Origin of the sequence: Streptomyces sp. 142MFCol3.1 (genome assembly GCF_000424945.1) — a bacterium.
Classification (GTDB): Bacteria; Actinomycetota; Actinomycetes; order Streptomycetales; family Streptomycetaceae; genus Streptomyces; species Streptomyces siamensis.
The window spans coordinates 86,893-112,216 of the sequence record NZ_AUKV01000024.1; the positions used below are offsets into that span (position 1 = coordinate 86,893).

A 25,324-nucleotide genomic window follows, 5' to 3' on the forward strand; every position below is an offset into this window, starting at 1 on the left:
GAAGTCGGGGCCGACCTTGAACCGGGAGTACGTCAGTGAGCGCCATGCCGATTGCTTTGCTCCTCACCACGGGTGCCACCGCGGCCGTGGGCATCGCCGTACTGCGCACCGTGCGGGGACTGCGTCGACAGGTCGCGGCTCTGCACACCGAGCTCGTCGAGAGCCGGGCGGCGGCCACCGCGCGCGGTCTCGTGCCCGCCGCCCGCCAGGCAGCCGACACGGACGAGATACGGGCCGCGGTCGCCGAGGCGCTCGCCGAGGAGCGGGAGCGGGAGCTCGCCGAGGCGCGGGCCTTCTGGGCCGCCCAGGAAGCGCGTGACGCCTCCGAGGCACCCTCCCTGCTCGGCCTGACGGACAGCGAGATGTTCCTGCCGCGCCAGTCGGACTTCGCCGGCCTGGAGCCCCTGGAGCCGGTCGCCGAGGCCGCCGCGGACGCCGAGGAGGGCTCCGCCGCCGCCCACAGCGAGTCGCCGGAACTGGCCGCGGCCCGCCGCCGCCACCCCTCCCACCCGGACTTCGTACCGGTCCAGTCGCCCGTGGTGAACGACCATGAGCGCACGGTGGCGTGCCTGGAGGAACTCGCCGTGTCCGGCACGGAGCTGGCGGACGTCCGCCCGGGCCCGCTCGGCACCCTCGACGTCTACGTCTTCGCGGACGGTACGACGCTGTGCATGACGCCGGGTCACCGTGAGACGGCGGAGCGGCTCGCCACCGCGCTGAGGGAGGGCGAGACCCCGGTCCTGCTCGGCGGCTCGGGCGTGTCGGGCGCGTACACGCTGACGTTCGCCTGCGGCGACGAGAACGTCTACATCCTGGCGGACCGCGTCATCGCGTCGCTGTAGGAGCGCGCGCCGCCCAGAAGCGTCACCCCGCGCCGGAGTCGGTCAGCCGATCAGACCCCGGCGCGTTTCTGTGCCTCCTCCACGAGGGCCACCGCCTGCGCCAGCTCCTCCTCGGTCGTCAGCACGAGAGCCAAGTCGTGCGCCGCGACGGTGATTTGGTCGGCGGCGGCGAACATGCCCGCGTCGGGCATCTCCCGGGGGGCCGCGGAGGGGTCCTCCAGATGCTGGGCACGCAGTGCCAACTCCCTGGCCAGACCCAGTGCCTCGGCTGCCGCGTTGCGTTGCAGGCGGCTCTGCGGCGCGGCCCGCAACCGGTCGGCGAAGTGATCCACGGCTCGGGTCAGCGGCGTCGTATCAAGCACGTCGCGAGACTACGCGCCGCGACAGGACTGTTGCCAACAACCGAAGCCTCAGGCACGGTGGCGTGAAGGACCGGCTTACATCCCATTGCGTCCGGAGGCGCCGATGTCCCAAGTCTTCTCCGAGGAGACCCATCGCAATCTGCTCGCCCGAATCCCCCACTGCACCGGTCGTGAGATCTCCGACTGGCTTCGCACCGTCGAGGAAGGCCCCGCCCTCTTCCGCTTCGAGGAGAAGGTCAGCTGGCTCCGCGCCGAGCACAACCTCGCGTACGGCCACGCCAAAGCGATCATTCACGAGTACGACCTGAGGAGGGCCGCGCGCAAACTGCTCTGAGCGCGCACCGCAGTGACACCAGGCATCCGACGACAGGCATCCCACGACGAAGGGCCCGCGAACCGTGGTTCGCGGGCCCTTTCAGGTGCCTGTGGCCGGGTCGTCCGGCCAGATGGCCGGCCGGTGCGGAGAACGCTGTCGCCGCACCGCCGGCAGCCGGCTAGTCGTCGCCGCTGAAGATGGCGACCAGGCGCAGCATCTCGACGTAGATCCACACGAGGGTGAGGGTCAGGCCGAACGCGGCCAGCCAGGCCTCCTCCTTCGGCGCGCCGTAGGCGATGCCGTCCTCGATCTGCTTGAAGTCGAGGGTCAGGAAGAACGCGCCGATCAGGATCGCGAGGATGCCGACGATCGCGCCGAGCGGGCCCATGCTGCGCAGTCCGCCGTCCTCGGCGACGCCGAAGACGACCAGCAGCAGGTTGACCGCCATGACCACGACGAACGCGATGGCGATGGTCATGCCGATGCGCGCGTACCGCGCGGTCACACGGATCCAGCCCGCCTTGTAGACGAGGAGGGTCGCGCCGGTGACCGCCATGGTGCCGAGCACGGCCTGGAAGGGCGCGCCGGACCACTGGCTGTTGTACATCTCGCTGATGACCCCGAGGAAGACGCCCTCGAAGGCGGCGTAACCGAGGATCAGCGCGGGCGAGGCGGTGCGCTTGAAGGACTGGACCATGGCCAGCACGAAGGCGACCAGTGCGGCGCCGATCGCCAGGCCGTAGCTGGTGGACGACACCGGCAGCAGGGCCCAGGCGAGGATGGCGCCGACGGCGACCGTGCCGAGCGTCATGGCCGAGCGCATGACGACGTCGTCCATGGTCATGCGGCCGGTGGTGGCCGGGGCCTGCGGCGGAGCGCCGTACTGGAGGTCCTGCTGTGCGTACGGGTTCTGCGCGTAGGGGTTGCCGCCCTGCTGGGCGTACGGGTTGCCCTGGGTTCCGGCAGCGGGTCCCCCGGCCTGCGGCGCCGCGTTGAACCCCGCGTAACCGTTGTCGCGGCTGAACCCCCGTCGCGAGAAGACCGGGTTACTGCTCCTCATTTCACTCCTCCATGGCCACCCTGCGCGGCCTTGGCCTCAAGGGTAATGGGTAGGCAAAGGATTGACCCTAGTGCTTGGGGAGGATCTTTCCCTCGTGCTGCCACGGTACGCGTGCGGTCTCGAGGCCGCCCGCACTGGTACCAAGCCGTGACAGCGCCCGTGGCCTCCTCTTTATGCCCGCTGTCGCGCCGGGCGCCCTGGCGCGACCCTTCGCGGCCCGCCGTGTCTCCTCCGCCCCCCACAGCGTTGCTCCCGTCCGCGGGGCGGCGGAACCAGGCCCGGCGGGAAGACGGTGCACCCCTCGGCCAGGTCGGCCTCGGCGGCCGTGGTGGCGTGGTTCGCAAGGTGAAGTTTCCTTCACCGTCTTCCTCCGGTGTGAGTCTCCGACCGCACCGGCCGGCTGTCGAGGGTGAGGGACGAAGTCCTCGCGGAAACCCGCGCACGGCCGCGCCCCGCGGTGCACGGCGGATGAACGAGAGGGTCGGAGGTGCCCGGAACCGGACTTGAACCGGTACGCCCGCGAGGGGCAGCGAGGTTTAAGCTCGCCGTGTCTGCATTCCACCATCCGGGCAGGCCATGGGCTCCGCATCGAGGTTCCGAGCCTATCGGGGCGCATCCCCCGAACAGCGGTCGGGCGACCCGATGTTGTCTTATTTTATTGACGTCTGAGGGTGCATCAGCACTCGGTACGGGCCATCCGCACTTGCCAGTAGCCTTTCGGACGCCCCACGACATCGCATGCGGAATGACGGAATTTCACCGTCCGAACGAGCGCACTGCGTGACCTCGCACCCGGGGGTCCTCTCAGGGGGTTCCGTCATCCCCAGGTATGACTCGGCCGCCGCCGGTCCGACCGCAGTCTGTCCCCGGAACCGGAACAGCGGCTGACTACAGCGCGCGGAACGGGACCGACGATGGGGAGACATCCCCGAACGTCGTCCCGACAGGAGCACTCTCCCGTGACCACCACGCCCCTCGCCGGCACCACCACCACCGTGGCCGCCCGCGCCACGGAACTGTCGAAGGTCTACGGACAGGGCGAGACCCAGGTGGTCGCCCTCGACCGGGTCTCGGTCGACTTCCGGCAGGCCGAGTTCACCGCGATCATGGGTCCCTCGGGGTCCGGCAAGTCCACGCTCATGCACTGCGTGGCGGGCCTCGACACCTTCAGCAACGGCTCCGTGCGCATCGGCGAGACCGAGCTGGGCTCCCTGAAGGACAAGCAGCTGACCAAGCTGCGCCGGGACAAGATCGGGTTCATCTTCCAGGCCTTCAACCTGCTGCCGACGCTGACGGCCCTGGAGAACATCACGCTCCCCATGGACATCGCGGGCCGTAAGCCCGACAAGCAGTGGCTGGACACCGTCATCAAGATGATCGGGCTGTCCGACCGCCTCGGGCACCGGCCCTCCCAGCTCTCCGGCGGCCAGCAGCAGCGCGTCGCCGTCGCCCGCGCCCTGGCCTCGCGGCCGGACATCATCTTCGGCGACGAGCCGACCGGAAACCTCGACTCGCGCTCGGGCGCGGAGGTGCTGGGCTTCCTGCGCAACTCCGTACGGGAGCTGGGGCAGACCGTCGTCATGGTCACCCACGACCCGGTGGCCGCCGCGTACGCGGACCGCGTGGTCTTCCTGGCGGACGGCCGCATCGTCGACGAGGTGTACGGGCCGACCGCCGAGTCCGTGCTCGACCGGATGAAGCAGTTCGACGGCAAGGGCCGCACGAGCTGACGCCCCGTCCGACCACCGCCCACCCCGCCGCCGCCCCTTCCCTGGACTGAGAAAAGACCCATGCTCCGTACCGCCCTGCGCAACGTGCTCGCGCACAAGGCCAGGCTCCTGATGACCGTGCTCGCCGTGATGCTCGGTGTGGCGTTCGTGTCCGGGACCCTGGTCTTCACCAACACGATCTCGGACGCCTACCAGAAGAGCTCCGCCAAGGGCTTCGACCAGGTCGACGTCGCCGTCCGGCCCAAGAGCCAGGAGGACAAGGGCGACACGGTCGGCAAGGAGCACAAGCTCACCCGGCCGCTGCTCGACAAGGTCGCCGCCGCGCCCGGCGCGGCCACCGCCGTCGGTGTCGTGAACGGCTTCACCGCCATCGCCGGCAAGGACGGCAAGCTCATCGGCGGCGGCTTCCAGTCGCAGGGCGGGAACTACTGGGGCACCGACGACCCCCGGTACCCGCTGACGAAGGGTCACGCGCCGCACGGCGAGGACGAGGTGGCCATCGACTCCGAGACCGCACGACGGGCCGGTTACAAGGTCGGCGACACCGTACGGATCTCCGTCGACGGGCCCGTCCTGGCCCCCACGGTGACCGGCGTCTTCACCACGGACGACGGCAACGTCGCCGCGGGCGGCAGCCTCGCCCTGTTCGACACGGCCACCGCGCAGCGGCTGTTCCACTCGGTCGGCTCCTACGACGAGATCGACGTGAAGGCCGCCGCGGGCACCAGCCAGACCGCGCTGCGGGCCGCGATCGACCGGGTCGTGCCCGAGGACGTCGCCTCCACCACCACCGGCCGGCAGCTCGCCGACGACCAGGCCACCCAGATCGCCTCGGCGATGAGCGGCATGAAGACGGGTCTGCTGGTCTTCGCCGGGATCTCGCTGTTCGTCGGCACCTTCATCATCGCCAACACCTTCACCATGCTGGTCGCGCAGCGCACCAAGGAGCTGGCCCTGCTGCGCGCCGTCGGCGCCTCCCGCCGCCAGGTCACCCGGTCGGTGCTGGTCGAGGCGTTCGTGGTGGGCGCGGTCGCCGCCGTCGCGGGCCTGGCCGCGGGCATCGGTATCGGCGCGGGGATGCGTTCCCTGATGGGCGCCCTCGGTGCCACCGTGCCCGACGGCCCGCTGGTCGTGTCGCCCGGCACCGTCGGCACGGCGCTGCTCGTCGGCGTCCTCATCACCATGCTCGCCGCCTGGCTGCCCGGCCGCCGCGCCGCGAAGATCCCGCCGGTCGCCGCGATGGGCAGCGTGCACGCGAAGGCGACGACGAAGTCGCTGGTGCTGCGGAACACGCTCGGCGCCCTGCTCGCCGCCGCCGGTGTCGCCGTGGTCCTGTACGCGACCACCATGGACGGCTCGGACGGCCAGGCCCCGATGGGCTTCGGCGCGGTCCTGCTCATCATCGGCGTCTTCGTCCTCACCCCGCTGCTGTCCCGGCCGCTGATCGCGGCGGCGGCCCCGGTGCTGCGCGTCTTCGGCATCTCCGGCAAGCTGGCCCGGCAGAACTCGGTCCGCAACCCGCGCCGTACGGCCGCGACCGCCTCCGCCCTGATGATCGGTCTCACCCTGATCACCGGCATGACGGTGATGGCGGGCAGCCTGCAGAAGTCCATCGACAAGATGGCCAGTTCGGCCATCCGGGCGGACTACGTCGTCTCGATGGCGAACGGCAACTCGCTCTCCCCCGACGTCGAGAAGAAGCTCGCCGGCGTCGACGGGGTCACCCACACCAGCTCCCTGCGCAACGCGCCCTCCCGCATCGACCGGCAGACCGAGTTCCTGACCGGCGTCAACGGCCCGGCCATCACCCGGCTGACCGATCTCGACGTCACCGACGGCTCCTTCGAGGTCGCCGGCACCCGGGTCGTCGTCGACAAGGACACCGCCGCCTCCCACCGCTGGAAGGCCGGCTCGCACTTCACGGTCTCGTACGAGGACGGGAAGAGGCAGCGGCTCTCGGTCGCCGGTGTCTACGAGGGCAACGAGATGATCCAGGGCATCATCCTGGACAACGCCACCCTCTCGCCCCACCAGAGCGACGCCTCCGACATGCAGGTCATGCTGAAGACGTCGCACGGCGCGTCGGACGCGACCAAGGACCGGCTGGAGAAGGCCCTCGGCGACAACCCGGCCATCAAGGTGCAGGACAAGCAGGACCTCTCCGACGGCATCGCGCAGATGTTCACCCTGATCCTGAACATGATGTACGGCCTGCTCGCGATGGCGGTCGTCGTCGCCGTCCTCGGCGTCATCAACACCCTCGCCATGTCGGTCTTCGAGCGCTCGCAGGAGATCGGGATGCTGCGGGCGATCGGCCTCGACCGCAAGGGCATCAAGCGCATGGTCCGCCTGGAGTCCCTGGTCATCTCGCTGTTCGGCGGTGTCCTCGGCATCGGCCTGGGTGTGTTCTTCGGCTGGGCGGCCGGTGAGCTGCTGGGCAGCAGGATGGCGACGTACGAACTGGTCCTGCCCTGGGGCCGGATGGCCGTCTTCCTGCTCCTCGCGGCGACGGTCGGCGTCCTGGCGGCCCTGTGGCCGGCGCGCCGGGCGGCCCGTCTGAACATGCTGACGGCGATCAAGTCGGAGTGACGCCGGCCGGCACGGAACACCGGGCCGGGGCCCCTCCCGTACGGATACGGGAGGGGCCCCGGCGCGTGCGGGTCAGTTCCAGGTCCGCGCCCGCAGCGGCAGCCCGGAGGCACCGGCCGGTTCGGGTGTCCGGACCGCCAGGACCTGGTTGACCCCGATGCGGTTGTGTTCGAAGGCGAGCGCGCTGGCCGCCATGTACAGGCGCCAGACACGGGCGCGCGGAGGGCTGGAGAGCTTCACGGCCCGTGCCCACTGCGCCTCCAGGTTGGTGACCCAGCGGCGCAGGGTGAGCGCGTAGTGCTCGCGCAGGGACTCGACGTCGCGCACCTCGAACCCGGCGCGCTCCAGCTGTGTCACCGTGGTCCCGACCGGCGCGAGCTCGCCGTCCGGGAAGACGTACGCGTCGATGAACTCGTCCACGGAGTACGTCGTTTCGTCCCGCTGCGGGCGGCGGGCGATCTGGTGGTTGAGCAGCCGGCCGCCGGGCATGAGCAGCCGGTGCAGCACCTGCGCGTACTCCAGGTAGCGTTCGGCGCCGACGTGTTCGGCCATCCCGATGGAGGAGATCGCGTCGTAGGGGCCGTCGGTGACGTCGCGGTAGTCCTGCACCCGGATCTCGACCCGGTCGGTCAGGCCCTCGTCGGCGACCCGCTTGCGGGCGTAGGCGGCCTGCTCCTGCGACAGCGTCACCCCGACGACACCGACGCCGTGCTCGCGGGCGGCGTGGATGGCCATCGATCCCCAGCCGCAGCCGACGTCCAGCAGCCGCTGACCGGGCTTCAGGCCGAGCTTGCGGCAGATCAGTTCCAGCTTGTCGCGCTGGGCCTCCTCCAGGGTCCCGCCGTCCTCCCAGTAGGCGCAGGAGTACACCATGGAGGGGCCGAGGACGATCTCGTAGAAGTCGTTGCCCACGTCGTAGTGGTGGCTGATGGCACGCTTGTCGGTGCGGCGGGTGTGCAGGTGACGGTGTCTGCGCGTCTCCTCGCGCGGCGGGGCGGGCGGCAGCGGCGGGCCCGCCATGGCCACCAGTCCGCGGACGGCGGCCCGCACCTGGGGGTCGCGCAGCGACTCGACGAGCCCCCGGGCGTCCTCACCGCGCTCCCACACCAGCCCGGACATCAGGTCCAGGGCGGCGTACAGGTCGCCTTCGACGCCGAGGTCGCCGGAGACCCAGCCGCGCGCCAGCCCCAACTCACCCGGCCTCCACAGCAGCCGGCGCAGGGCCCGCCGATTGCGTACGACGAGGACGGGAGCGCCGGGCGGCCCCGCCTCCGAACCGTCCCAGGCGCGGATGCGCACGGGGAGGGGGGTTCCCAGCATCTGCTCGACAAGGCTCTTCAGCCGCAGCGCGGCGTCCTGCATGGCGCACACCTCCGATGGGGGTCTCCCCCACTCGAACGAAGCCGAGGGCTCGGGGCGGACACTCCCGAACGCTCCGACACCACGTAAACACCATCGCGCCTCTCGCGCAGTCCCCCTTACGCGTTACGGCTTCGCAAAATGGGTGTAACGGCCATGCTTTTCGTCGGTGCGAGCCGTCGCCTCTTTGACCCGTCCGGCGGAACGCCGAAGGGGCCGCCCGCACCACGGATGGCGGGCGGCCCCTTCAGGTTCGGGGCGTTCGTTGACCGGAGGTCAGGAGGCCTTGGCCTTCTCCTCGGTCTTCACGGCGGGCGCCGGGGCGGCAGCCGCCGCGGGCGCCGGCTTGGCGGCCTCGTAGAACTCCTCGCGCGGAGTCTCCATGGCGCCGAGGGAGACGACCTCGCGCTTGAGGAACATCGCGAGCGTCCAGTCGGCGAAGACGCGGATCTTCCGGTTCCAGGTCGGCATGGCCATACCGTGGTAGCCACGGTGCATGTACCAGGCGAGACGGCCCTTGAGCTTGATCTTCATCTTGCCCATGACGATCATCGCGACGCCCTTGTGGAGGCCGAGACCGGCCACCGCACCCTTGTTGGAGTGCGAGTACTCCTTCTGCGGGAAGCCCCGCATGCCGGAGATCACGTTGTCGCCGAGGACCTTGGCCTGACGCAGCGCGTGCTGGGCGTTCGGCGGGCACCAGGCGTTCTCGACACCGGCCTTGCGGGCGGCGACGTCCGGCACCTGGGCGTTGTCGCCGGCGGCCCAGATGTAGTCCGTGCCCTGCACCTGGAGGGTGGTCTGGGTGTCCACGTGGCCACGCGGGCCGAGCGGCAGACCGAAGCGGGACAGGACCGGGTTCGGCTTGACGCCGGCCGTCCACACGATGGTGTTGGAGTCGACCTCCAGGCCGTTCTTCAGCACCACGTGGCCGTCGACGCAGGAGTCCATGGAGGTGGAGAGGTAGATCTCCACACCGCGGCTCTCCAGGTGCTCCTTGCCGTACTGGCCGAGCTTCGGGCCGACCTCGGGAAGGATCTTGTCCGCGGCGTCGACGAGGATGAAGCGCATGTCCTCACGGGACACGCTGTTGTAGTACTTGGCCGCGTCGCGGGCCATGTCCTCGACCTCACCGATGGTCTCCGCACCGGCGAAGCCACCGCCGACGAAGACGAAGGTGAGCGCCTTGCGCCGCACCTCCTCGTCCGTGGTCGAGTCGGCCTTGTCCAGCTGCTCGAGGACGTGGTTGCGCAGGCCGATGGACTCCTCGATGCCCTTCATGCCGATGCCCTGCTCGGCGAGGCCGGGGATCGGGAAGGTGCGGGAGACCGCGCCCATCGCGATGACGAGGTAGTCGAAAGGCAGCTCGTACGCCTCACCCACGAGGGGGGCGATCGTGGCGACCTTGCGGTCCTGGTCGATGGTGGTGACCCGGCCGGTGAGGACCTCCGCCTTCGGGAGCACGCGTCGCAGCGGGACGACGACATGCCGAGGGGAGATGCTGCCGGCGGCGGCTTCGGGGAGGAAGGGCTGGTAGGTCATGTACGACCGGGGGTCGACGACCGTGACGGTCGCCTCTCCGTAGCGCATCTTCTTCAGAATGCGCCGAGCTGCGTACAGGCCTACGTACCCACCGCCTACTACGAGGATCCTGGGACGCTCCGTGGTGCTCATGCCATCGAGTATCCACCCGCCCCCGGGGGGTCGCTCGTGCGCCCCTTCACAAGCTTTGACGGGGGCTCTGCTACACTGCGCCGCCCACGTGACCCAGGTCATGTCGCCGCGAGGGAACCACTGTTCCCTGAAGGCCGTTGTCAACCCCGCGTGAGCTGCCGCTCCGGCCCCACCGGCCGACAGGACCACTGCCCGGCGGGGCCCTCCCGCGCCGCCCCGGAGACGCTCCGGCGAGCGCGCTCCCGGGCCGCGTCAGCCCTCGCACGGGACCCTGGAGGCCAGATCCTCGCCCAGCAGGGCCCTTTTCCTTGTGAAGAACTTCACGAAGTTTTCCGACGGCCTGTCGCTCGGTGCCGTTCCAGCCGCCCGAGGGACGCTCATACGTTATTCGACCTGCTCAGCCGAGGCTACCGATTGGTAGTAAAAGGAGAGCCAGACCACGGCGGAGCCGTGGGCCGCGTCACCGCCGGGCCGGCGTCCCCGAGGGCGGAACACCCGGCGGACACCGCGGGCCGGGCCGCTACTCGCCGGAATCCCCGGCCACACTCCAGGCGATGCCGTCGAGGATGTCGTGCTCGCTCACCACGACCTCCCGGGCGCCGATCCGCTCCATGATCGAGAGCAGGACGAGGGCCCCCGAGGCGATGACGTCCACACGGCCCGGATGCATCGAGGGGATCGCGGCCCGCTCGGCGTGCGTGGAGGCGAGCAGCCACTCGGTGATCTCACGGACCTTGTCGTAGGAGATCCGGGAGTGGTGGATCGCCGCGGAGTCGTACTCGGGGAGGTTCTGCGCGATCGCCGACACCGTGGTCACCGATCCGGCCAGACCGACGAGCGTGTGCGCCTCGCGCAGGGGCACCGAGCGCTCCGCGAGGTCCAGCGCGGCCTCGATGTCGGCGCGGACGGCCTCGACCTGGGCGGGCGCCGGCGGATCGCTGACGGCGCCCTCGTGCACGAGGTGCCGCTCCGTCATGCGTACGCAGCCGATGTCCACCGAGCGGGCCGCCCGCACGTGCTCCTCGCCCACCACCAGCTCGGTGGAGCCGCCGCCGATGTCCACGACGAGGAAGGGCCGCGCGAGGTCGTCGCGTCCCGTCAGCTCCCTGGTCGCCCCGGTGAAGGAGAACTCCGCCTCCTGGTCCCCGCTGATGACCTCCGGCTCGACCCCGAGGATGTCCAGGACCCCGCGCACGAACTCGTCCCGGTTCTCGGCGTCCCGGGAGGCCGAGGTCGCCACGAAGCGCAGGCGCTGCGCGCCGAGCTCCTTGATGACCGCCGCGTAGTCCCGGCAGGCCGCGAAGGTCCGCTCCAGCGCCTCCGGGGCGAGCCGTCCGGTGCGGTCGACGCCCTGTCCGAGCCGCACGATCGTCATCCGGCGGTCCAGCTCGACGAGTTCACCGGTCCGCGGGTCCGCGTCGGCGACGAGCAGCCTGATGGAGTTGGTGCCGCAGTCGATGGCGGCGACCCTGGTCATGGTCTCTGGTCTCCTGTCGTGATCGTCCCCGCCGCCGGCCGTCCCGGCCCGGATCCTCCCCGAAGGGCGGACCCCCGGTGCGCGGGCGCGGGCCCGGGGCAGCGTCCCGGGGCGAAAGGTGCCCGGACGCGGGGCGGCGGCCCGAAGGCGGCCGCTCCCGTCACCCGCGGCAAGTCAGTCCTGGTCCCCGTCCGGCAGGACCACACAGGCCCCCTTGCTCCACCACTGCGGGAGCATGGCGATCGCCTCGTCCCCGAGGGGGTTCACGCCCGGCCCGGCGGCCAGCGAGTGCGCCACCAGCACGTGGAGGCACTTCACCCGGTCCGGCATGCCTCCCGCGCTGGGGAAGCCCTCCAGCACCTCGATGGAGTCGCGGCGCGCGATGTAGTCCTCGTGCGCGGCACGGTACGCGGCGGCCAGCTCCGGGTCGGTCGCCAGCCGTTCGGTCATCTCCTTCATGACCCCGTTGGCCTCCAGCGTCCCGATGGCGGACGCGGCCCGGGGGCACGTCAGGTAGTACGTCGTGGGGAACGGTGTCCCGTCGGGAAGACGCGGCGCCGTCTCGACGACGTCCGGCTGCCCGCACGGGCACCGGTGCGCGATCGCGCGCAGTCCGCGCGGCGGCCGGCCGAGCTGCTGCCTGAAGGCCTCGACGTCCGCGTCGGTCGGTTCGGTGCGCGGGGTGGGCGGCGGTGGCGTTTCCATGCCGTGTGTCACATGTCTTTCTGGTCAGTTCACTTGTCGGCGGCGTCGGACTTGTCCACGCCGTCCCAGACGTTGGCGTACCAGGGGCGCGGTGCCGCCCGCCGGTCGGCGCGGGACTGCTTCGCCGCGTCCGGGTCGACGACGATGTAGCCGGTCTCGCCGGGCATCACGTAGTGCAGCCGGTCCCGGATCTGCTGTTCGGCGTACGCGTCGTCCCGCCAGCGCGCCTTGAGGTCGCGCAGCTGCTCGACCCGCCGGCGGGCCTGCTCCCGCTGCCGCTCCACGTCGGCGATCTCGGCGCGCTGGGAGACGTACTGCCTTATCGGGTACGCGAGCGCGACGATCAGGGAGCACAGGACGAGGGCGAGCAGCGCGGCCCGGCCGGTCAGCCGGGAACGACGGGCCTGCCGCTTCGTCTGCGAGCGGTACACCCGGGCCGCCGTCTGCTCACCGAGCAGCCGCAGCCTGGTCGCGGTGGAGAACCGGTCCCGGTCCTTCACGGCCATGTATCCCGCCTCCCCGGTGCTTGCGCGTCCGCCGGCCCGTCACGTGCGTACGTCCCCGCACACGGTACGGGACCGAGTACGGGGACGTACGTACGACGCTTCCTAAGCCAGTGCGACTCAGCCCTTGAAGCGGGGGAAGGCGCTGCGGCCGGCGTACACCGCGGCGTCGTCGAGGATCTCCTCGATGCGCAGCAGCTGGTTGTACTTGGCGACGCGGTCCGAGCGGGCCGGGGCACCGGTCTTGATCTGACCGCAGTTCACGGCGACCGCGAGGTCGGCGATCGTGACGTCCTCGGTCTCGCCGGAGCGGTGGGACATCATGCACTTGAAGCCGTTGCGCTGGGCCATCTCGACGGCGTCCAGGGTCTCGGTCAGCGAGCCGATCTGGTTGACCTTGACGAGCAGGGCGTTGGCGGAACCCTCCTCGATGCCGCGGGCCAGGCGCTCCGGGTTGGTGACGAAGAGGTCGTCGCCGACGATCTGGACCTTGTCGCCCAGCTTCTCGGTGATGACGTTCCAGCCGGCCCAGTCGTCCTCGTACAGCGGGTCCTCGATGGAGACCAGCGGGTACGCGGAGACGAGCTCCTCGTAGTACTCGGTCATCTCGGCGGCCGAGCGGGACTTGCCCTCGAACTCGTACTTGCCGTCCTTGTAGAACTCGGACGCGGCGACGTCGAGCGCGAGCGCGATCTGCTCGCCCGGGATGTAACCGGCCTGCTTGATGGCCTCGAGGATGAGATCGAGCGCGGCGCGGTTCGACTCCAGGTTCGGGGCGAAGCCGCCCTCGTCGCCGAGGCCGGTGGACAGGCCCTTGGTCTTCAGCACCTTCTTGAGGGTGTGGTAGACCTCGGCACCCCAGCGCAGGGCCTCGGAAAAGGACTCCGCGCCGATCGGGGCGATCATGAACTCCTGGATGTCCACGTTGGAGTCGGCGTGCGAGCCGCCGTTCAGGATGTTCATCATCGGAACGGGCAGCAGGTGCGCGTTCGGGCCGCCCAGGTAGCGGAAGAGGGGGAGGTCGGACGCCTCGGAGGCGGCGTGCGCGACGGCGAGCGAGACGCCGAGGATGGCGTTGGCGCCCAGCGAGCCCTTGTTGTCGGTGGCGTCCAGGTCGAACATCGCCTGGTCGATCAGGCGCTGCTCGGTGGCGTCGTAGCCGACGAGCTCCGGGCCGATCTGCTCGATGACGGCGAGGACGGCCTTCTCGACACCCTTGCCCTGGTAGCGGTTGGGGTCACCGTCGCGGAGCTCGATGGCCTCGAAGGCACCGGTGGAGGCGCCGGACGGGACGGCGGCACGACCGGTGCTGCCGTCGTCGAGGCCGACCTCGACCTCGACCGTGGGGTTGCCTCGGGAGTCCAGGATTTCCCGGGCTACGACGACGTCGATGGACGGCACGAGCATCTCCTTCTGGGATGTGACGCGGGTACGCCGGACACCGGGCCCGGCACGGCGCGAAGCCTGGGACGGCTTCGCGACATGAGCCTAACCGCCTCGGGGGGATCGGCCAGCCTGACGACCACCCCTTGAGCAGAACCGAGCGTAAATTGTTTCCGAACGGAACAAAAACCTGCCCCGTACATGAAATACCACCCCGCACGAAAAGCCCCGCCCCGGCGCGTGCGGGGGAACACGTGCCGGGGCGGGGAGCCCGTGGGGACGGGGGCCCTCACGAGGCCTCCGGTGTGGAGACCTCCTCGAGGGGAGAGCCATGGGCCGGCGGAGACCCTTCGTGGACCTGTGCCGGACCGCGGCCGGCGGTGCGGATCGGACGGCGTGGACGCCGGTCCGGACCGCACACGCCCGGTGGGGGCGCGGCCGCAGGTGGGGCTGCGGACGCGGACGGGGGCACGGAGGCCGGTGGGGGGCCGCGGCCGCCGCGCGAGGGCCGTCAGCCGAGGTGCAGCTGCTGGCCCGGGAAGATGAAGTCGGCGTCGTCGACGATGTCCTTGTTCAGCTCGAACAGCTGCTGCCAGCCACCCTTGACGTGCTTCTTCTCGGCGATGGAACTGAGGGTGTCGCCCTTGACCACCTTGTACTCGCCGTCACCCTTCTTGACCTTCTCGCCGGCCGGGGTGGTGACGGTCTTCTCGGCGGCCGGGCGCTCGGCGGAACGCGAGGCGGGCTGCTCCGTCGTACGGGTGGTGGTGCTCGGGGTGCTCGACGCGGAGTCGGCGGTGCCGCCGTTGTAGGTGGCGCTCGACAGGCCCGTGCCGCAGGTCGGCCAGGCGCCCTTGCCCTGCGCGGCGAGGACCTTCTCGCCGACGGCTATCTGCTGGGCCTTGGAGGCCTTGTCGGCGGTGCCGGCGTAGGCGGTGCCGCCGTACGCGGCCCAGGTGGAGGCGGAGAACTGCAGGCCGCCGTAGTAGCCGTTGCCGGTGTTGATGGCCCAATTGCCGCCGGACTCGCACTGGGCGACGGCGTCCCACTCGGACGCGGTGGCGGCGGAGGCGTTGCCGGCGGCCATCAGCGGAGCGGCGATGGCGACACCGGTGACACCGGCGAGGGCGGCGACACGTGCGGCCTTGGACGGACGACGGTGCTTGCCCTTGTCGGAAAACAGCATGGAGGATCCCCTCACCGACGCCTGCGAGGTGAGCTGTCGGGTTCGGGCGGGTGAGTGCCCGGCCGTGCGCTCCAGCGCTCGGCTCCACCCCTAGCCGCTCCCGGTTCAACCACCGGTCGCGGCACTTACCTTGGGTCCCCCGCTCCTGCCCACGGCGCTTGACGCGTCGACTGTTCCCGTACGGCTGTCGGCAGGATTCGGCGTTGCGACCGTCGGGGCCCGCTGTGGCGAGCGGTCACGACCGTAGGCATGCGATCGACGGAATTCCAAAGACGATCAGGGCCTCTGAGACTCATCTCTCACTCACGCCAAACCGGACATTCCGCGGCGAACCGTGACGCGAACTCCCGCTACTTTTCGCCCGATTCGGCATCAACTGCAAGGCTCTGACCGGGCAGGATGAGGTCGGGGTCGGCGCCGACCGTCTTCTTGTTCGCGTCGTACAGCCCGGACCATCCGCCCGGCAGGTCGAGGGTGTCGGCGATCGTCGAGAGGCTGTCGCCGTTGCGCACGGTGTAGGAACCGTCGGCCGATTCACGCGCGGAACCCGAGTCGCGGGAGGCGTGCCGTCCCGGAGCGCCGTCCTCGCGGGCGTCACCCGCGCCCTCCGTCGCGTCCTCGTCGGCGCTGTCACCGCGGTGGCGACCGGCTCCGCCCGTGCCGCCCTCGGACGCCTCCGAAGACTCGTCACTCCGGCCCGACTTGCCCGATTCATCACTCTTGGGCGTCGCCCGGTCCGAGCGGTCCGAGTCCTGGGAGCCCCCGTCGGACGAGGTGTCGGACTTGGTGGAGTTCCCGCCCTCGCGCGAGGTGTCGGTCAGGGAGGACGAACCGGACGGGTAAGAGGAGTCGGAAGAATCAGATGAAGAGGACGAACCGGACGAGTCCGAAGAACCGCCCTCGTTCGAGGAGCCGTTGCCCAGGCCCGTGTCGACCTCGACGTGACCGGAGTTCTTGCTGAGCCCGGAGAGCGGCCCGCAGGTCGGCCAGGCCGTGAGCCCCTCGCCGTCGAGGACCTTCTCGGCGATGGCTATCTGCTGCGAGCGGCTGGCCTGGTCGGCGCTCGGGGCGTAGACGAGACCGCCGTACCTCTCCCAGTTGTCCTGGGTCAACTGGAGGCCGCCGTAGTAGCCGTTGCCGTTGTCGGCGCTCCAGGCGCCGCCGCTCTCGCACTCCGCGACCCGGTCCCATGTGGTGCCGTCGGCGGCGCTCGCACTGGTGGCGCCGAGCAACGGGATCGCGATGGCCGATCCGGTCACTCCTGCGGCGACGATGAGGGCCGGGGCCTGACGGGGGCGACGGTGACGGCCGTTCCCGGAGAGCATGCGGAAGCCTTTCGCGTGACAGCAGGTGACTACAGCGGCAGATGGGCCGCCTTGCTGGGTGAACGTATCCGTACTCGAACGCTTGTCACAAGTCGATGCAGCACAGATCACGTGAAGATCACAGATGTGACGGACCGTCACACGCCGGACGTCGGGACGCCGTTCCGCGGCATGCCTACGTGATCGGCGTGAACTCCACCGGAAGTGTCCGCAATCCACGCATAATGAGGCCGCCGCGCCAGCGCAAATCGGCCGGATCCACAGCGAGTTGCAGATCGGGCAGGCGGGTGAGGAGCGTGGCGAGCGCGGTCTGCCCCTCCAGACGGGCGAGCGGCGCGCCGAGACAGTAGTGAAGGCCGTGGCCGTATCCGAGGTGCTGGTTGTCACGCCGGGACAGGTCGAGCGTGTCCGGCTGTTCGAACCGTGCGGGGTCACGGTCCGCAGCCGCCAGGACGACGAGGACGGGGTCGCCGGGGGCGATGTCCTGTCCGCCGATCCGCACGGGCTCCGTGGCGAACCGCCAGGTGGCGAGTTCGACCGGCCCGTCGTAGCGCAGGAGTTCCTCGACCCCGGTCTCGAGCAGTCCCCTCTCCCCCGCGGCCAAGGAGGCCTGGAGGCGGGCCCGCTGCCCGGGGTGGGTGAGGAGGGCGTAGGTGCCGTTGCCGATGAGGTTGACCGTCGTCTCGAATCCCGCGAAGAGCAGGATGAACGCCATCGCGGCGGCCTCGTTCTCGGTGAGGTGCTCGCCGTGGTCGGAGGCGCGGATGAGTCCGGAGATGAGGTCCTCACCGGGTGCGGGGTGCTCGGGCAGCGCCTCCCGCTTGCGGTGGATGAGGTCGGCCAGATAGCCGCGCATCTTCTTGACGGACCGCGCCACCCCGCCCCTCGGACCCCCGCCGTGCCGGATCATCATGCCTGCCCAGTCCCGGAAGTCGTCCTGGTCCTCGCGGGGGACGCCGAGCAGGTCGCAGATGGCGTAGATGGGCAGCGGGAACGCGAAGTCGTGGATGAGGTCCGCGGAGCCCTCGCCCGCGAACCGGTCGATCAGCCGGTCGGTCAGCTCCTGCACGCGAGGCGCGAACTCCGCCACCCTGCGCGGGGTGAACGCCTTGCTGACCAGCCGCCGCAGCCGGGTGTGGTCCGGCGGATCGATGTTCAGCAGATGGGTCATCAGCTCGGCCTTGCGTTCGCCCGGGATGCCCGTCTTCCCCTTGGCATGGGCGGGTTCGTCGTGATGGGCCGGGTTCTTGGACAGCCGCTGGTCGGCGAGCGCCTGCCGGGCGTCCGCGTACCGGGTGACGAGCCAGGCCTCCACCCCGCTGGGCAGCCGGGTCCTGTGCACCGGGGCGTGCTCCCGGAGCCAGGCGTACGCCGGGTAGGGGTCGGTCGCGAACTCCCAGGTGAAGAGTTCGGGGGCGGGGCTGGCAAAGGCGTGGGGCTCGGTCACTCCCCGACGGTATCCGCAGCGCCCGGAGGTGCCGGGACCGACCGGCGGCCGGGGAGGGCCGTCACGGCGCGCACCGGCCGCGTGCACGCTCCCGCGGCGGGCGGCTCGCGTCCGCACACGGTCCGGGTCCGCCGCTGCGGCACGGCCGGGGACGGCCGGCGGGGGCCGCGTGCACCGGGCTCGGGTGCCGCCCGCCCCCGACGGGAAGCCGCGCTCACCGGGCCGGCGGGGTGCCGCGCTCACCGGGCCGTCGGGGTGCCGCGTTCCCTTCATCCGGACTGTCCGTAAATCGCCTGCTGTTTGACCACGCGGCTCGACGAGTCCATACATTCGCGCGGTGGACCCCGAGATACTCCGATCCAGCTTCGCGGTCGTCGAGAGGCGCGCCGAGTTCGCGGTCAAGTACTTCTACTCCCATCTGTTCCGCCACCGTCCGGACCTTCGCGCGCTGTTCCCGCTGGACCTCCCGCAGGACATGGAGCGGCAGCGGGACCGGCTGTTCGCGGCGCTCGCCCATGTGACGGAGCGGCTGGAGGACCCGGGACTGCCCGACTATCTGCGGGAACTCGGCCGTGATCACCGCAAGTACCTCGCCGAGCCCGAGCATTACGCGGCCGTCGGAGCGAGCCTGATCGCCGCGTTCGCCGCCGTCGCGGGCTCGGCGTGGAACGCGGAGGTCGAGAAGGCCTGGTGCGAGGCGTACGAGGCGATCTCGGACCTGATGCTCCAGGGCGCGTGGGAGGCGCAGCACCGCGGTGAACCGCCCTGGTGGGACGCCGAGGTGACCGCGAGGACGCGGCACGGCGACGACCTCGTCGTCCTCACCCTGCGGCCGCGGCGACCACTGCCCTACTCCCCCGGCCAGTACGTCGGCGTCAACGTCCCCCACCTGCCGGGCGTCTGGCGGCCCTACTCGCTGGCCAACGCCCCCCGCCCCGACCACACGGTGGATCTGCACGTCAGCCGGGTCGAGGACGGGGTGCTGTCGACCGCCCTCGTCCGGCAGACCCGGGAGGGCGACATCCTGCGACTGAGCGCGCCCGGCGGCGAGCTGACCCTGCGCAGCTCCGTGGAGCGGCCCGTCACCCTCATCGCGGCCGGTACGGGCTGGGCTCTCGTGAAGGCGCTGCTGGAACAGCTCGACGCGTCGCACGAGGCCCGGCTGTTCCTGGTCGCCCGCGACATCGAGCACCTGTACGGCCGTGAAGCCGTGGAGCGGTTACGGCACCGGCTGCCCCGGCTCGCCGTCACCTTCATCACGCCCGCGCCCGGCCGCCCGCGGACGCAGGCGACCGAACGCCTCCTGACCGCGCTGGGCAACCGGGCCGGCTGGGCCCGGCACGACGTCTATCTGGCCGGGCCTCCCGAGCTCGTCGAGGAGGTCTGCGAGATCCTTCCCGCCCTCGGCACGCCCCTGGAGCGGATCTTCCACGACGTGCCGGGGCCGGCCGGGCAGCCCCGGCCGCTGGGCGCGGCGGAGTGGCTGCTCGGCCGCCCACGGCCGAGCTGGCACAACCCGTCGGGCCGCACGGCCCGGACGTGACTCCGCTGGGGCGGTCCCGCGGCTGGGACGTGCCTCCGATCCCCACGTGCCCCCGCCGGCACGTGACTCCGGTGGGGCGGTGCCTCCGCCACGCGACTCCGCCCGGACGTGCCTCGGCAGGGACGCGACCGCGCTCCCGGATGCGACCGCGGCGCAGACATGGCCGCGGCCCGGTGCGGGCCGGTGCGTCAGTCGGCGTCGGGGGCGGAGCCCTCGGCCGTGCGGATCGCGTCGCGGTAGGCGCGTGCCGCAGCCCGCAGCGCCGCCTCCGGGTCGACTCCCTCGGCCTCGGCGCGCGCGGCCACGGCCAGCAGCTCGTACCCCACTCCCTCGCCGCGCGGCAGATCGACGTCGAGGCCCGCCGTGCGCACCCTGGAGACCAGCTTCGTGGCCAGCGCCAGTCCGGGCTGCCCCAGGGGCACCCCCTCGGTCACGGACGTCCGCTGCTTCTCCACCGCCTTCGTGCGCAGCCAGTGCTCCTTGACCTCCTCCGGCGTCGTGGCCGTCTCCTCGCCGAACACGTGCGGATGACGGTGGATCAGCTTGGCGACTATGCCGCCGGCCACGTCGTCGATGGAGAAGGGCTCGGAGCCGTCCTCCGGCCGGCCCTCCTGCGCGATACGGGCGTGGAAGACGACCTGGAGGAGGACGTCGCCCAGCTCCTCGCGCAGCTCGTCGCGGTCACCGGCCTCGATCGCCTCGACGAGTTCGTACGCCTCCTCGATGCCGTACTTGGCGAGGCCCTCGTGGGTCTGCCGGGACGACCAGGGACACTCGGCACGGATGCGGTCCATGACCTGGACGAGGTCGAGCAGCCGCGCGCCCGGCAGGTCGTACGAGGCGGGCAACAGCTCCAGGTCCGGCATCCGTATACGGCCGGAGCCGGCCAGCCGGGCCAGGCCGTCGGTGAGCCGCGGCTCTCCCTCGCCGGTGGCGACGACGACCACGGTGCGGCCGCCGGCGCAGGCGTCGACGAGGTCCTGCGCGGCCGGGGCTGCTTCGTCGACGGTGACGCCCGCGTCGCGCAGATAGGGCAGCTGGGGATGCGTGCCGTCGGCGCACACGACCTGGTCTGCGTCGCGCAGCACCTGCCAGGCGGGCCAGGACAGCAGGCCGGGCGCCACCCGGTGGCTGGTGGTGAGCAGGACGACACGGCCCGGGTCGGGGGCGGTCGGGCCGTCGGCGGCGGTCGGGTCGCCTTCGGGGCCGGGAGCGGTCGGGGCGCCGTCGAAGCTGCTGGATGCGTTCACCCCTCGAACGTAACCCACGCCACTGACGACCCGGACAGTTGTCCACAGGCTGTGGGCGGCCGTACGGCCGACGTTCGCGAGCGTGCGGCCGAACCGGACAGCCGAGCCGTCCGGGGTGCCCCGCGCCACCGCCTCCGGGCCCCGTGGCCCGGCGCGTCCGGGCCGACGGACCGACGGGCCGCTACGCGGTCTGCTGGGTGCCCGCCGAGGTGACCTCGCGCAGCCAGGGCGTCTTCGCGTCGACACGGCTGCTCTTCTGGACGTCCCAGGCGCCGTAGCGCGGGTTCAGGTCGACGTCGAGCTGCTTGGAGGCGGCCGACATCGCCTTCCAGAACACGTCCTTGCCCTCGGTGGTGTTCATGTCGGCGCCGAGCGCGGAGGCCAGCTTCTGGGCCTCGATCTCGGTGCGCAGGCTGTCCTCCAGGCGCTGCGGGGCCACCCCGTACTGCTGGAGCCAGGCCGTCTTCAGGGCCTTCGCGCCGCCCGCCTGCTGTTCGAGGGCCGTGCGCATCTGCTGGGTGTCCTTGCGGGTCACGGTCACGCCGGCGTTCTTCGCGGCACGGTCGAGGACCCGGTCGAGGACCATGCTGTGCAGGGTGTCGCGCGTGAGGCTGCCGGTCTTCGCGACGGCCTGCTCGTACTGGGCGTCGTCCTGGGTGGCGGCCCGCTGCGCGTCGCGCACCTCGTTCACCCGGCTCTCCAGCTGCGCGACGGTGATCCGCTGGCCGCCGACGACGGCGGCCGCGCCCGGATGCGCGTCGCCACCGCACGCGGTGAGGAGGGGTGCCGCGGCGACGATCGCGGCGGAGAGGACGAGCGCGGTGCGACGGCGGCGGTGCAAGGAAGCCTCCCGAGGAGATTGTGCGACGGTGCACAAAGTCTTGCGGTGATCGATGGTAGGCAGTGGCCCAGCTCTCGGCCACCCTTTCGACCAACGATTCGCCCGGTCTTCGGGCACCGTCTCACTCTCACACGGGCATCACGTGTCACACGGCTGTCAGCCCGTGATCGCCACCGGCGCGTCCCACGCGTCCCGGTCCACGGTGATCGTGCTACCGCCGCGGGACTCCTTGCTGTTCACCATGTACTGGTGGGCGCGGCTGTGGTTCGTCCACCGGTCGGCGGCGAACGGCCAGTCGGCGGTCGTGGTGTTCTGCTTGTCCCACAGCGCGTACCAGAGGTTGCCCGGCAGGTCCGTGCGGTCGGCCGCCTCGGCGATTGCCCTGGCGCTGGAGCTGCGGAAGCCGTAGAAGCCGGTGCGGTACGTCTTGGCGTGCAGCGCCTTGTCGAAGGCGCGCACATAGGTCAGCACGGCGTCGTTGCACGCCTTGTTCGTCGTGTCGTACGCCTCCATGTCCAGGTAGACCGGGCTGCCGGCCTTCATGCCGAGTGCGGACGCCTTGGCGACGGCGTCCGCGCCGTCGGCGGCGCCGAGGGACGCCGCGGTGGACGCAGTGATCTTCTCGGGGCTCGCCCCGGTCTGGCAGGACGGCTGCGCGCCGACGTACAGGGGGATGAGTTTCCAGCCCATCGTGCTGACCGACTTGACCCAGGACGCGGTGAGGTTGGGCTGGCTGCATCCTCGGTTCTTGCCGCCCACGTAGACGGCGGCCGCGCCGTAGAAGCCGGTGTGCCACGCCTTCATCGCCGACAGCGAGGGCGCGGCGCAGGTGTCGAAGGCGCGCCCGGTGAAGGTGCGTTGCGCGGGCCAGGCGGTGGAGGCCATCGAGGTCTGCGCGGCGATCCCCGCTCCGGCGGCCACGGCGGCGCCGGCCACCGCCCACGCCACGTATCTGCGCTTCCTGGACTGCCGATGGCTGGACATGAATTTCCCACCCCATGGTTCGAATGACGGGTGCGCGCGGCACGGACCGCGTGCGGCGCGCGGGCGACGGAGCGGCACCTGGACGGCACGTCACCCACTCGTCCGGCGTGACACGCGTGTGCGGCGCGCCGCACACGCGTGTCACGCACGCGCGTGTAGCGCACGAAAACGGATCGCAACGTATCCGGCCGTGCCCCTCCGTTCGGGAAACCCGGCACCCTGAACATCACAAACTTCGGCCAAGGTGGCGCAAAGACTGCGGAGGTGCGCGGGCCTGGGGCCGATCCGGGACCGGGGATGGCCTGGGGCCCGGGATGGGCTGGGCCGGAGTCGGACTGTTCCGGGGCCCGTCCGAGCGGCCAGGAAGGTCCGGAGGAAGGTCCTGAGGGGGGAGGGGCCGGGCCGCGAAGGTCCGGCCGGGAAAGGTCCGCAGGCGGTGCGGATTCAGCCCCGGACCTGGCCCAGCCACTGCAAGGTGCGGCGGATCTCCGCCACCATCGGATGCCCGGACCCGCGCAGCCGTTCCACGTCGTGCAGCAGCCGCGCCAGCATGTCGTGGGCGGCGCCCCGGTCGCCGAGGGCGAGCAGCAGGTGGCCGATGCGGCGGCGCACCTCCAGGGAGATCTCCGGATCCCCGGCGACGTACTGGTTCTCGTAGTACGGCAGCAGGGCGCGGTACTCCGCGAGTGCCGCGGCGGGTTCACCGAGCTGCTCCAGGCACTGCGCGGCCTCGTAGCGGAAGCGCAGCGACTGCGGGTCGGCCTGGCCGGCCTCGGCGGCCCGCTCGTCGGCGAGCCGGCGCAGCTCGGGCAGGGCCCGCCGGTACTGGCCGTCGTCCATCAGCGTGGCCGCGTACTGCTTGCGCAGGGTCCGCACGACGGGCGAGTGCTCCCCGTGCTCGGCGGCGGCCGCCGGCAGGATCGACCCGAGGATGTCCACGGCCTGCGTGATGCGACCCTCGCCCAGCAGCCGCTTCACCTCGTCCACGGCACCCGCGACATCGGCCCGTTCCACGGCGGGCGGAGCCTGCGGCTGCGGCTGCGGCGCCGGGATGCGCGCCCGGTCCGGCCACGGCGCGTGCGGGCGCAGAAAGGGGCGGGTTGGGTCGAGCGGGGCGCCGGTGGGCATACCGCGCGGGGGCAGCAGCGGCAGCAGCTGTTCGTACGTCTCCTGCGCCGAACCCGGCCTGTGCTGCGGGTCCTTGGACAGCAGCCGCAGCACGAGGCTCTCCAGGGCGGGCGGCACCTCGGGGCGCAGCCGGCGCACCGGGAGCGGCGGCTCGTAGAGGTGCCGGTGCAGCACACCGAGCGCCGTCGAACCCGAGAACGGCACGTCACCGCTGAGCAGTTCGTGCAGCAGCACCCCCAGCGCGTACAGGTCCGTGTACGGGCCGACGGCGCCGCCCATCGCCTGCTCGGGGGCCATGTAGGCGGGGCTGCCGATGGGTGAGCCGGTGTGCGTCAGACGCGTGGTGTCGGTGTCCATGACGGACGCGACGCCCAGGTCGAGGACGGTGACCGTGCCGTCCTGCTTGACCATCACGTTCCGCGGCTTCAGGTCGCGGTGCACGATCGGGACGGCGTGCACCGCGGACAGCACGGCGCACAGCTGCGCCGCGACCGCGACGGCCCACTGCCACGGGTAGGGGTCGTGCTCGGCGAGGTGGTCGGAGAGGTCGGCCCCGTCGACGTACTGCATGACGAGGAACAGCTCCTCGCCCTCGCTGCCCGCGTCGTGGACCGTGACCAGACCGGGGTGGTCGACCTGCGCCGTGACCCGGCACTCGCGCACGAAGCGGCGGCGCAGCTCGTCGGCCTCCTGGCCCGCGACCTTGTCCGGCCGCAGGAGCTTCACCGCCACCCGCCGGTCCAGACGCTGGTCGTAGGCCGTCCACACCTGGCCCATGCCGCCCTGCCCGATCAGCGTGGACAGCTCGTACCGGTCCGCGACCACACGTCCTGTCGCCACGCTCACCCGCGGTCCCTGCCGTCCCTGCCGTCGTCCTGATGTCCGTCGTGCTTGCGCAGATAGTCACTGAGCTCGTCGAGCTCGGCCCGCACCTGGTCGATCCGCGCGGGCGCGTGCCGCTGGGGCGGCACCGTCGTCTCGGGCGGCACCGTCGGCCGGGGTATCGGCGGCGGCGTGTGCGGGCCCTGGCTCTGCGGAACCGGCGTGGCGGAGTACGGAGACTGCGGGTAGCCGTACGCCTGCGGCGGGGGCTGGTGAGCTACGTAGCCCGGAAAGCGGAGCTGGTGGAAGTGGCGTATGTCCGCCGCCAGGTAGTACGCGATCTCGGCGACCAGCGAGCCGAGGAGCAGCGCCAAGCCCGTCCAGCCGCCCGGTGTGTGGATCTCGTCGCCGGGCTCGGCGCCCAGCAGGACGAGGCTGAGGACCAGAGCCGCGATCGAGGCGACGAACAGCCCCCAGTCGACCGACTTCCGCGTCACGATCGCCAGGCGCAGCATCATCGTCCAGGCCAGCAGGCCGAGGGTGAACACGGAGATCACCACGAAGAACACGCGCAGGAAGACCAGCCACCCGGTAGGGGGTGGCGATTTCACCGGCTGCGCCTGGCCGTGGCCTTGCATGGCTGCTCCTGGAGGCCTGATGAGGACGGACGTACGAGTTCGGAGTCCGAGCGTATAGGCCGACAGGGACAACCGGTCACGGGTTGCGCCGAACCGTTGTCGTGCTGATCACTTCGCGCCGGCCCGCAGCACCCGCGCAGGCCACGGCGGAAGTCCGCGT

The 25,324-nt window shown here is 71.3% G+C and carries 21 protein-coding genes, 1 tRNA gene and 1 riboswitch; of the genes, 5 read left to right on the forward strand and 17 right to left on the reverse strand.

Translation table 11 applies throughout. The annotated features are described in order from the left end of the window. The first annotated feature begins 44 nt into the window (after positions 1-44). Positions 45-842 (forward strand): hypothetical protein, encoded by a 798-nt coding sequence (locus H305_RS0131050; protein ID WP_028803885.1) that lies wholly within the window; start codon positions 45-47, stop codon positions 840-842. Between the two features lie 50 nt (positions 843-892). Here the strand turns inward: H305_RS0131050 and H305_RS0131055 are convergent, their stop codons facing one another. Next, positions 893-1,204: a hypothetical protein gene (locus H305_RS0131055; protein WP_179332458.1), complete on the reverse strand. Its 312-nt coding sequence runs from the start codon at positions 1,202-1,204 to the stop codon at positions 893-895. A 103-nt stretch (positions 1,205-1,307) separates the two neighbouring features. Between H305_RS0131055 and H305_RS0131060 the strand changes: the two genes are divergently transcribed. Next, entirely contained in the window at positions 1,308-1,538 is a 231-nt protein-coding gene (locus tag H305_RS0131060) for a DUF4287 domain-containing protein (protein WP_028803887.1), read from the forward strand. Between the two features lie 160 nt (positions 1,539-1,698). On the opposite strand, the gene H305_RS0131065 is transcribed toward H305_RS0131060, so the two are convergent. Next, positions 1,699-2,580, reverse strand: coding sequence for a Bax inhibitor-1/YccA family membrane protein (locus H305_RS0131065; RefSeq protein ID WP_028803888.1), 882 nt, complete (start codon positions 2,578-2,580; stop codon positions 1,699-1,701). Positions 2,581-3,068: 488 nt separating this feature from the next. Continuing rightward, a tRNA-Leu gene (locus tag H305_RS0131070) sits at positions 3,069-3,151 on the reverse strand. A 388-nt stretch (positions 3,152-3,539) separates the two neighbouring features. On the opposite strand from H305_RS0131070, the gene H305_RS0131075 reads away from it, so the two are divergent. Both H305_RS0131075 and H305_RS0131080 read left to right on the forward strand, forming a co-directional pair. Beyond that, positions 3,540-4,310: an ABC transporter ATP-binding protein gene (locus tag H305_RS0131075; RefSeq protein ID WP_028803889.1), complete on the forward strand. Its 771-nt coding sequence runs from the start codon at positions 3,540-3,542 to the stop codon at positions 4,308-4,310. A 60-nt stretch (positions 4,311-4,370) separates the two neighbouring features. Next, entirely contained in the window at positions 4,371-6,899 is a 2,529-nt protein-coding gene (locus H305_RS0131080) for an ABC transporter permease (protein WP_028803890.1), read from the forward strand. Between the two features lie 72 nt (positions 6,900-6,971). On the opposite strand, the gene H305_RS0131085 is transcribed toward H305_RS0131080, so the two are convergent. The 9 genes from H305_RS0131085 to H305_RS0131125 all read right to left on the reverse strand — a co-directional run bounded on the left by H305_RS0131085 (position 6,972) and on the right by H305_RS0131125 (position 17,958). After that, a complete protein-coding gene (locus H305_RS0131085) occupies positions 6,972-8,261 on the reverse strand; it encodes an SAM-dependent methyltransferase (protein ID WP_028803891.1) in 1,290 nt (429 codons plus the stop codon). Between the two features lie 273 nt (positions 8,262-8,534). Then, on the reverse strand, positions 8,535-9,932 hold the full coding sequence (locus H305_RS0131090; protein WP_078629333.1) for an NAD(P)/FAD-dependent oxidoreductase: 1,398 nt from the start codon (positions 9,930-9,932) through the stop codon (positions 8,535-8,537). 520 nt (positions 9,933-10,452) lie between these two features. Beyond that, positions 10,453-11,409, reverse strand: a complete 957-nt coding sequence (locus H305_RS0131095) for a Ppx/GppA phosphatase family protein (protein WP_028803893.1) — start codon at positions 11,407-11,409, stop codon at positions 10,453-10,455. Positions 11,410-11,583: 174 nt separating this feature from the next. Next, positions 11,584-12,114, reverse strand: a complete 531-nt coding sequence (locus H305_RS0131100) for a DUF501 domain-containing protein (protein WP_028803894.1) — start codon at positions 12,112-12,114, stop codon at positions 11,584-11,586. Between the two features lie 29 nt (positions 12,115-12,143). Further along, positions 12,144-12,620 (reverse strand): FtsB family cell division protein, encoded by a 477-nt coding sequence (locus tag H305_RS0131105; protein ID WP_028803895.1) that lies wholly within the window; start codon positions 12,618-12,620, stop codon positions 12,144-12,146. A gap of 117 nt (positions 12,621-12,737) precedes the next feature. After that, a complete protein-coding gene (gene eno / locus H305_RS0131110) occupies positions 12,738-14,024 on the reverse strand; it encodes a phosphopyruvate hydratase (RefSeq protein ID WP_028803896.1) in 1,287 nt (428 codons plus the stop codon). Between the two features lie 487 nt (positions 14,025-14,511). Then, positions 14,512-15,186, reverse strand: coding sequence for a transglycosylase family protein (locus H305_RS0131115; protein WP_028803897.1), 675 nt, complete (start codon positions 15,184-15,186; stop codon positions 14,512-14,514). 3 nt (positions 15,187-15,189) lie between these two features. Then, a riboswitch (cyclic di-AMP (ydaO/yuaA leader) is annotated at positions 15,190-15,353 on the reverse strand. Positions 15,354-15,536: 183 nt separating this feature from the next. Beyond that, positions 15,537-16,511, reverse strand: coding sequence for a transglycosylase family protein (locus H305_RS0131120; RefSeq protein WP_028803898.1), 975 nt, complete (start codon positions 16,509-16,511; stop codon positions 15,537-15,539). A gap of 175 nt (positions 16,512-16,686) precedes the next feature. After that, the gene (locus H305_RS0131125; RefSeq protein WP_028803899.1) at positions 16,687-17,958 is read right to left on the reverse strand and encodes a cytochrome P450 family protein; all 1,272 of its coding nucleotides are present in this window, start codon (positions 17,956-17,958) and stop codon (positions 16,687-16,689) included. A 337-nt stretch (positions 17,959-18,295) separates the two neighbouring features. On the opposite strand from H305_RS0131125, the gene H305_RS0131135 reads away from it, so the two are divergent. Further along, a complete protein-coding gene (locus H305_RS0131135) occupies positions 18,296-19,501 on the forward strand; it encodes a globin domain-containing protein (protein ID WP_051371135.1) in 1,206 nt (401 codons plus the stop codon). Positions 19,502-19,689: 188 nt separating this feature from the next. Here H305_RS0131135 and H305_RS47525 read toward each other — a convergent pair whose 3' ends face one another. The 5 genes from H305_RS47525 to H305_RS0131160 form a co-directional block, all read right to left on the reverse strand. Next, positions 19,690-20,751 carry a nucleoside triphosphate pyrophosphohydrolase gene (locus tag H305_RS47525; protein WP_078629335.1) on the reverse strand — a complete coding sequence of 354 codons (1,062 nt, stop codon included), beginning with the start codon at positions 20,749-20,751 and terminating at the stop codon, positions 19,690-19,692. A 181-nt stretch (positions 20,752-20,932) separates the two neighbouring features. Continuing rightward, positions 20,933-21,592 carry a SurA N-terminal domain-containing protein gene (locus tag H305_RS0131145; RefSeq protein ID WP_028803901.1) on the reverse strand — a complete coding sequence of 220 codons (660 nt, stop codon included), beginning with the start codon at positions 21,590-21,592 and terminating at the stop codon, positions 20,933-20,935. 156 nt (positions 21,593-21,748) lie between these two features. Further along, complete coding sequence (locus H305_RS0131150; RefSeq protein ID WP_028803902.1) at positions 21,749-22,576, reverse strand: glycoside hydrolase domain-containing protein; 828 nt, start codon at positions 22,574-22,576, stop codon at positions 21,749-21,751. A 444-nt stretch (positions 22,577-23,020) separates the two neighbouring features. After that, entirely contained in the window at positions 23,021-24,508 is a 1,488-nt protein-coding gene (locus H305_RS0131155) for a serine/threonine-protein kinase (RefSeq protein ID WP_267880807.1), read from the reverse strand. Positions 24,509-24,546: 38 nt separating this feature from the next. Next, positions 24,547-25,164, reverse strand: a complete 618-nt coding sequence (locus H305_RS0131160; protein WP_028803904.1) for a hypothetical protein — start codon at positions 25,162-25,164, stop codon at positions 24,547-24,549. Between the last annotated feature and the right edge of the window lie 160 nt (positions 25,165-25,324).

Coding starts and splice junctions, on each gene's coding strand:
- H305_RS0131065 (WP_028803888.1), bottom strand. CDS start 2,580: ATGAGGAGCAGTAACCCGGTCTTCTCGCGACGGGGGTTCAGCCGCGAC.
- H305_RS0131105 (WP_028803895.1), bottom strand. CDS start 12,620: ATGGCCGTGAAGGACCGGGACCGGTTCTCCACCGCGACCAGGCTGCGG.
- H305_RS0131050 (WP_028803885.1), top strand. CDS start 45: ATGCCGATTGCTTTGCTCCTCACCACGGGTGCCACCGCGGCCGTGGGC.
- H305_RS0131060 (WP_028803887.1), top strand. CDS start 1,308: ATGTCCCAAGTCTTCTCCGAGGAGACCCATCGCAATCTGCTCGCCCGA.
- H305_RS0131095 (WP_028803893.1), bottom strand. CDS start 11,409: ATGACCAGGGTCGCCGCCATCGACTGCGGCACCAACTCCATCAGGCTG.
- H305_RS0131100 (WP_028803894.1), bottom strand. CDS start 12,114: ATGGAAACGCCACCGCCGCCCACCCCGCGCACCGAACCGACCGACGCG.
- eno (WP_028803896.1), bottom strand. CDS start 14,024: ATGCTCGTGCCGTCCATCGACGTCGTCGTAGCCCGGGAAATCCTGGAC.
- H305_RS0131150 (WP_028803902.1), bottom strand. CDS start 22,576: ATGTCCAGCCATCGGCAGTCCAGGAAGCGCAGATACGTGGCGTGGGCG.
- H305_RS0131090 (WP_078629333.1), bottom strand. CDS start 9,932: ATGAGCACCACGGAGCGTCCCAGGATCCTCGTAGTAGGCGGTGGGTAC.
- H305_RS0131115 (WP_028803897.1), bottom strand. CDS start 15,186: ATGCTGTTTTCCGACAAGGGCAAGCACCGTCGTCCGTCCAAGGCCGCA.
- H305_RS0131085 (WP_028803891.1), bottom strand. CDS start 8,261: ATGCAGGACGCCGCGCTGCGGCTGAAGAGCCTTGTCGAGCAGATGCTG.
- H305_RS0131080 (WP_028803890.1), top strand. CDS start 4,371: ATGCTCCGTACCGCCCTGCGCAACGTGCTCGCGCACAAGGCCAGGCTC.
- H305_RS0131160 (WP_028803904.1), bottom strand. CDS start 25,164: ATGCAAGGCCACGGCCAGGCGCAGCCGGTGAAATCGCCACCCCCTACC.
- H305_RS0131120 (WP_028803898.1), bottom strand. CDS start 16,511: ATGCTCTCCGGGAACGGCCGTCACCGTCGCCCCCGTCAGGCCCCGGCC.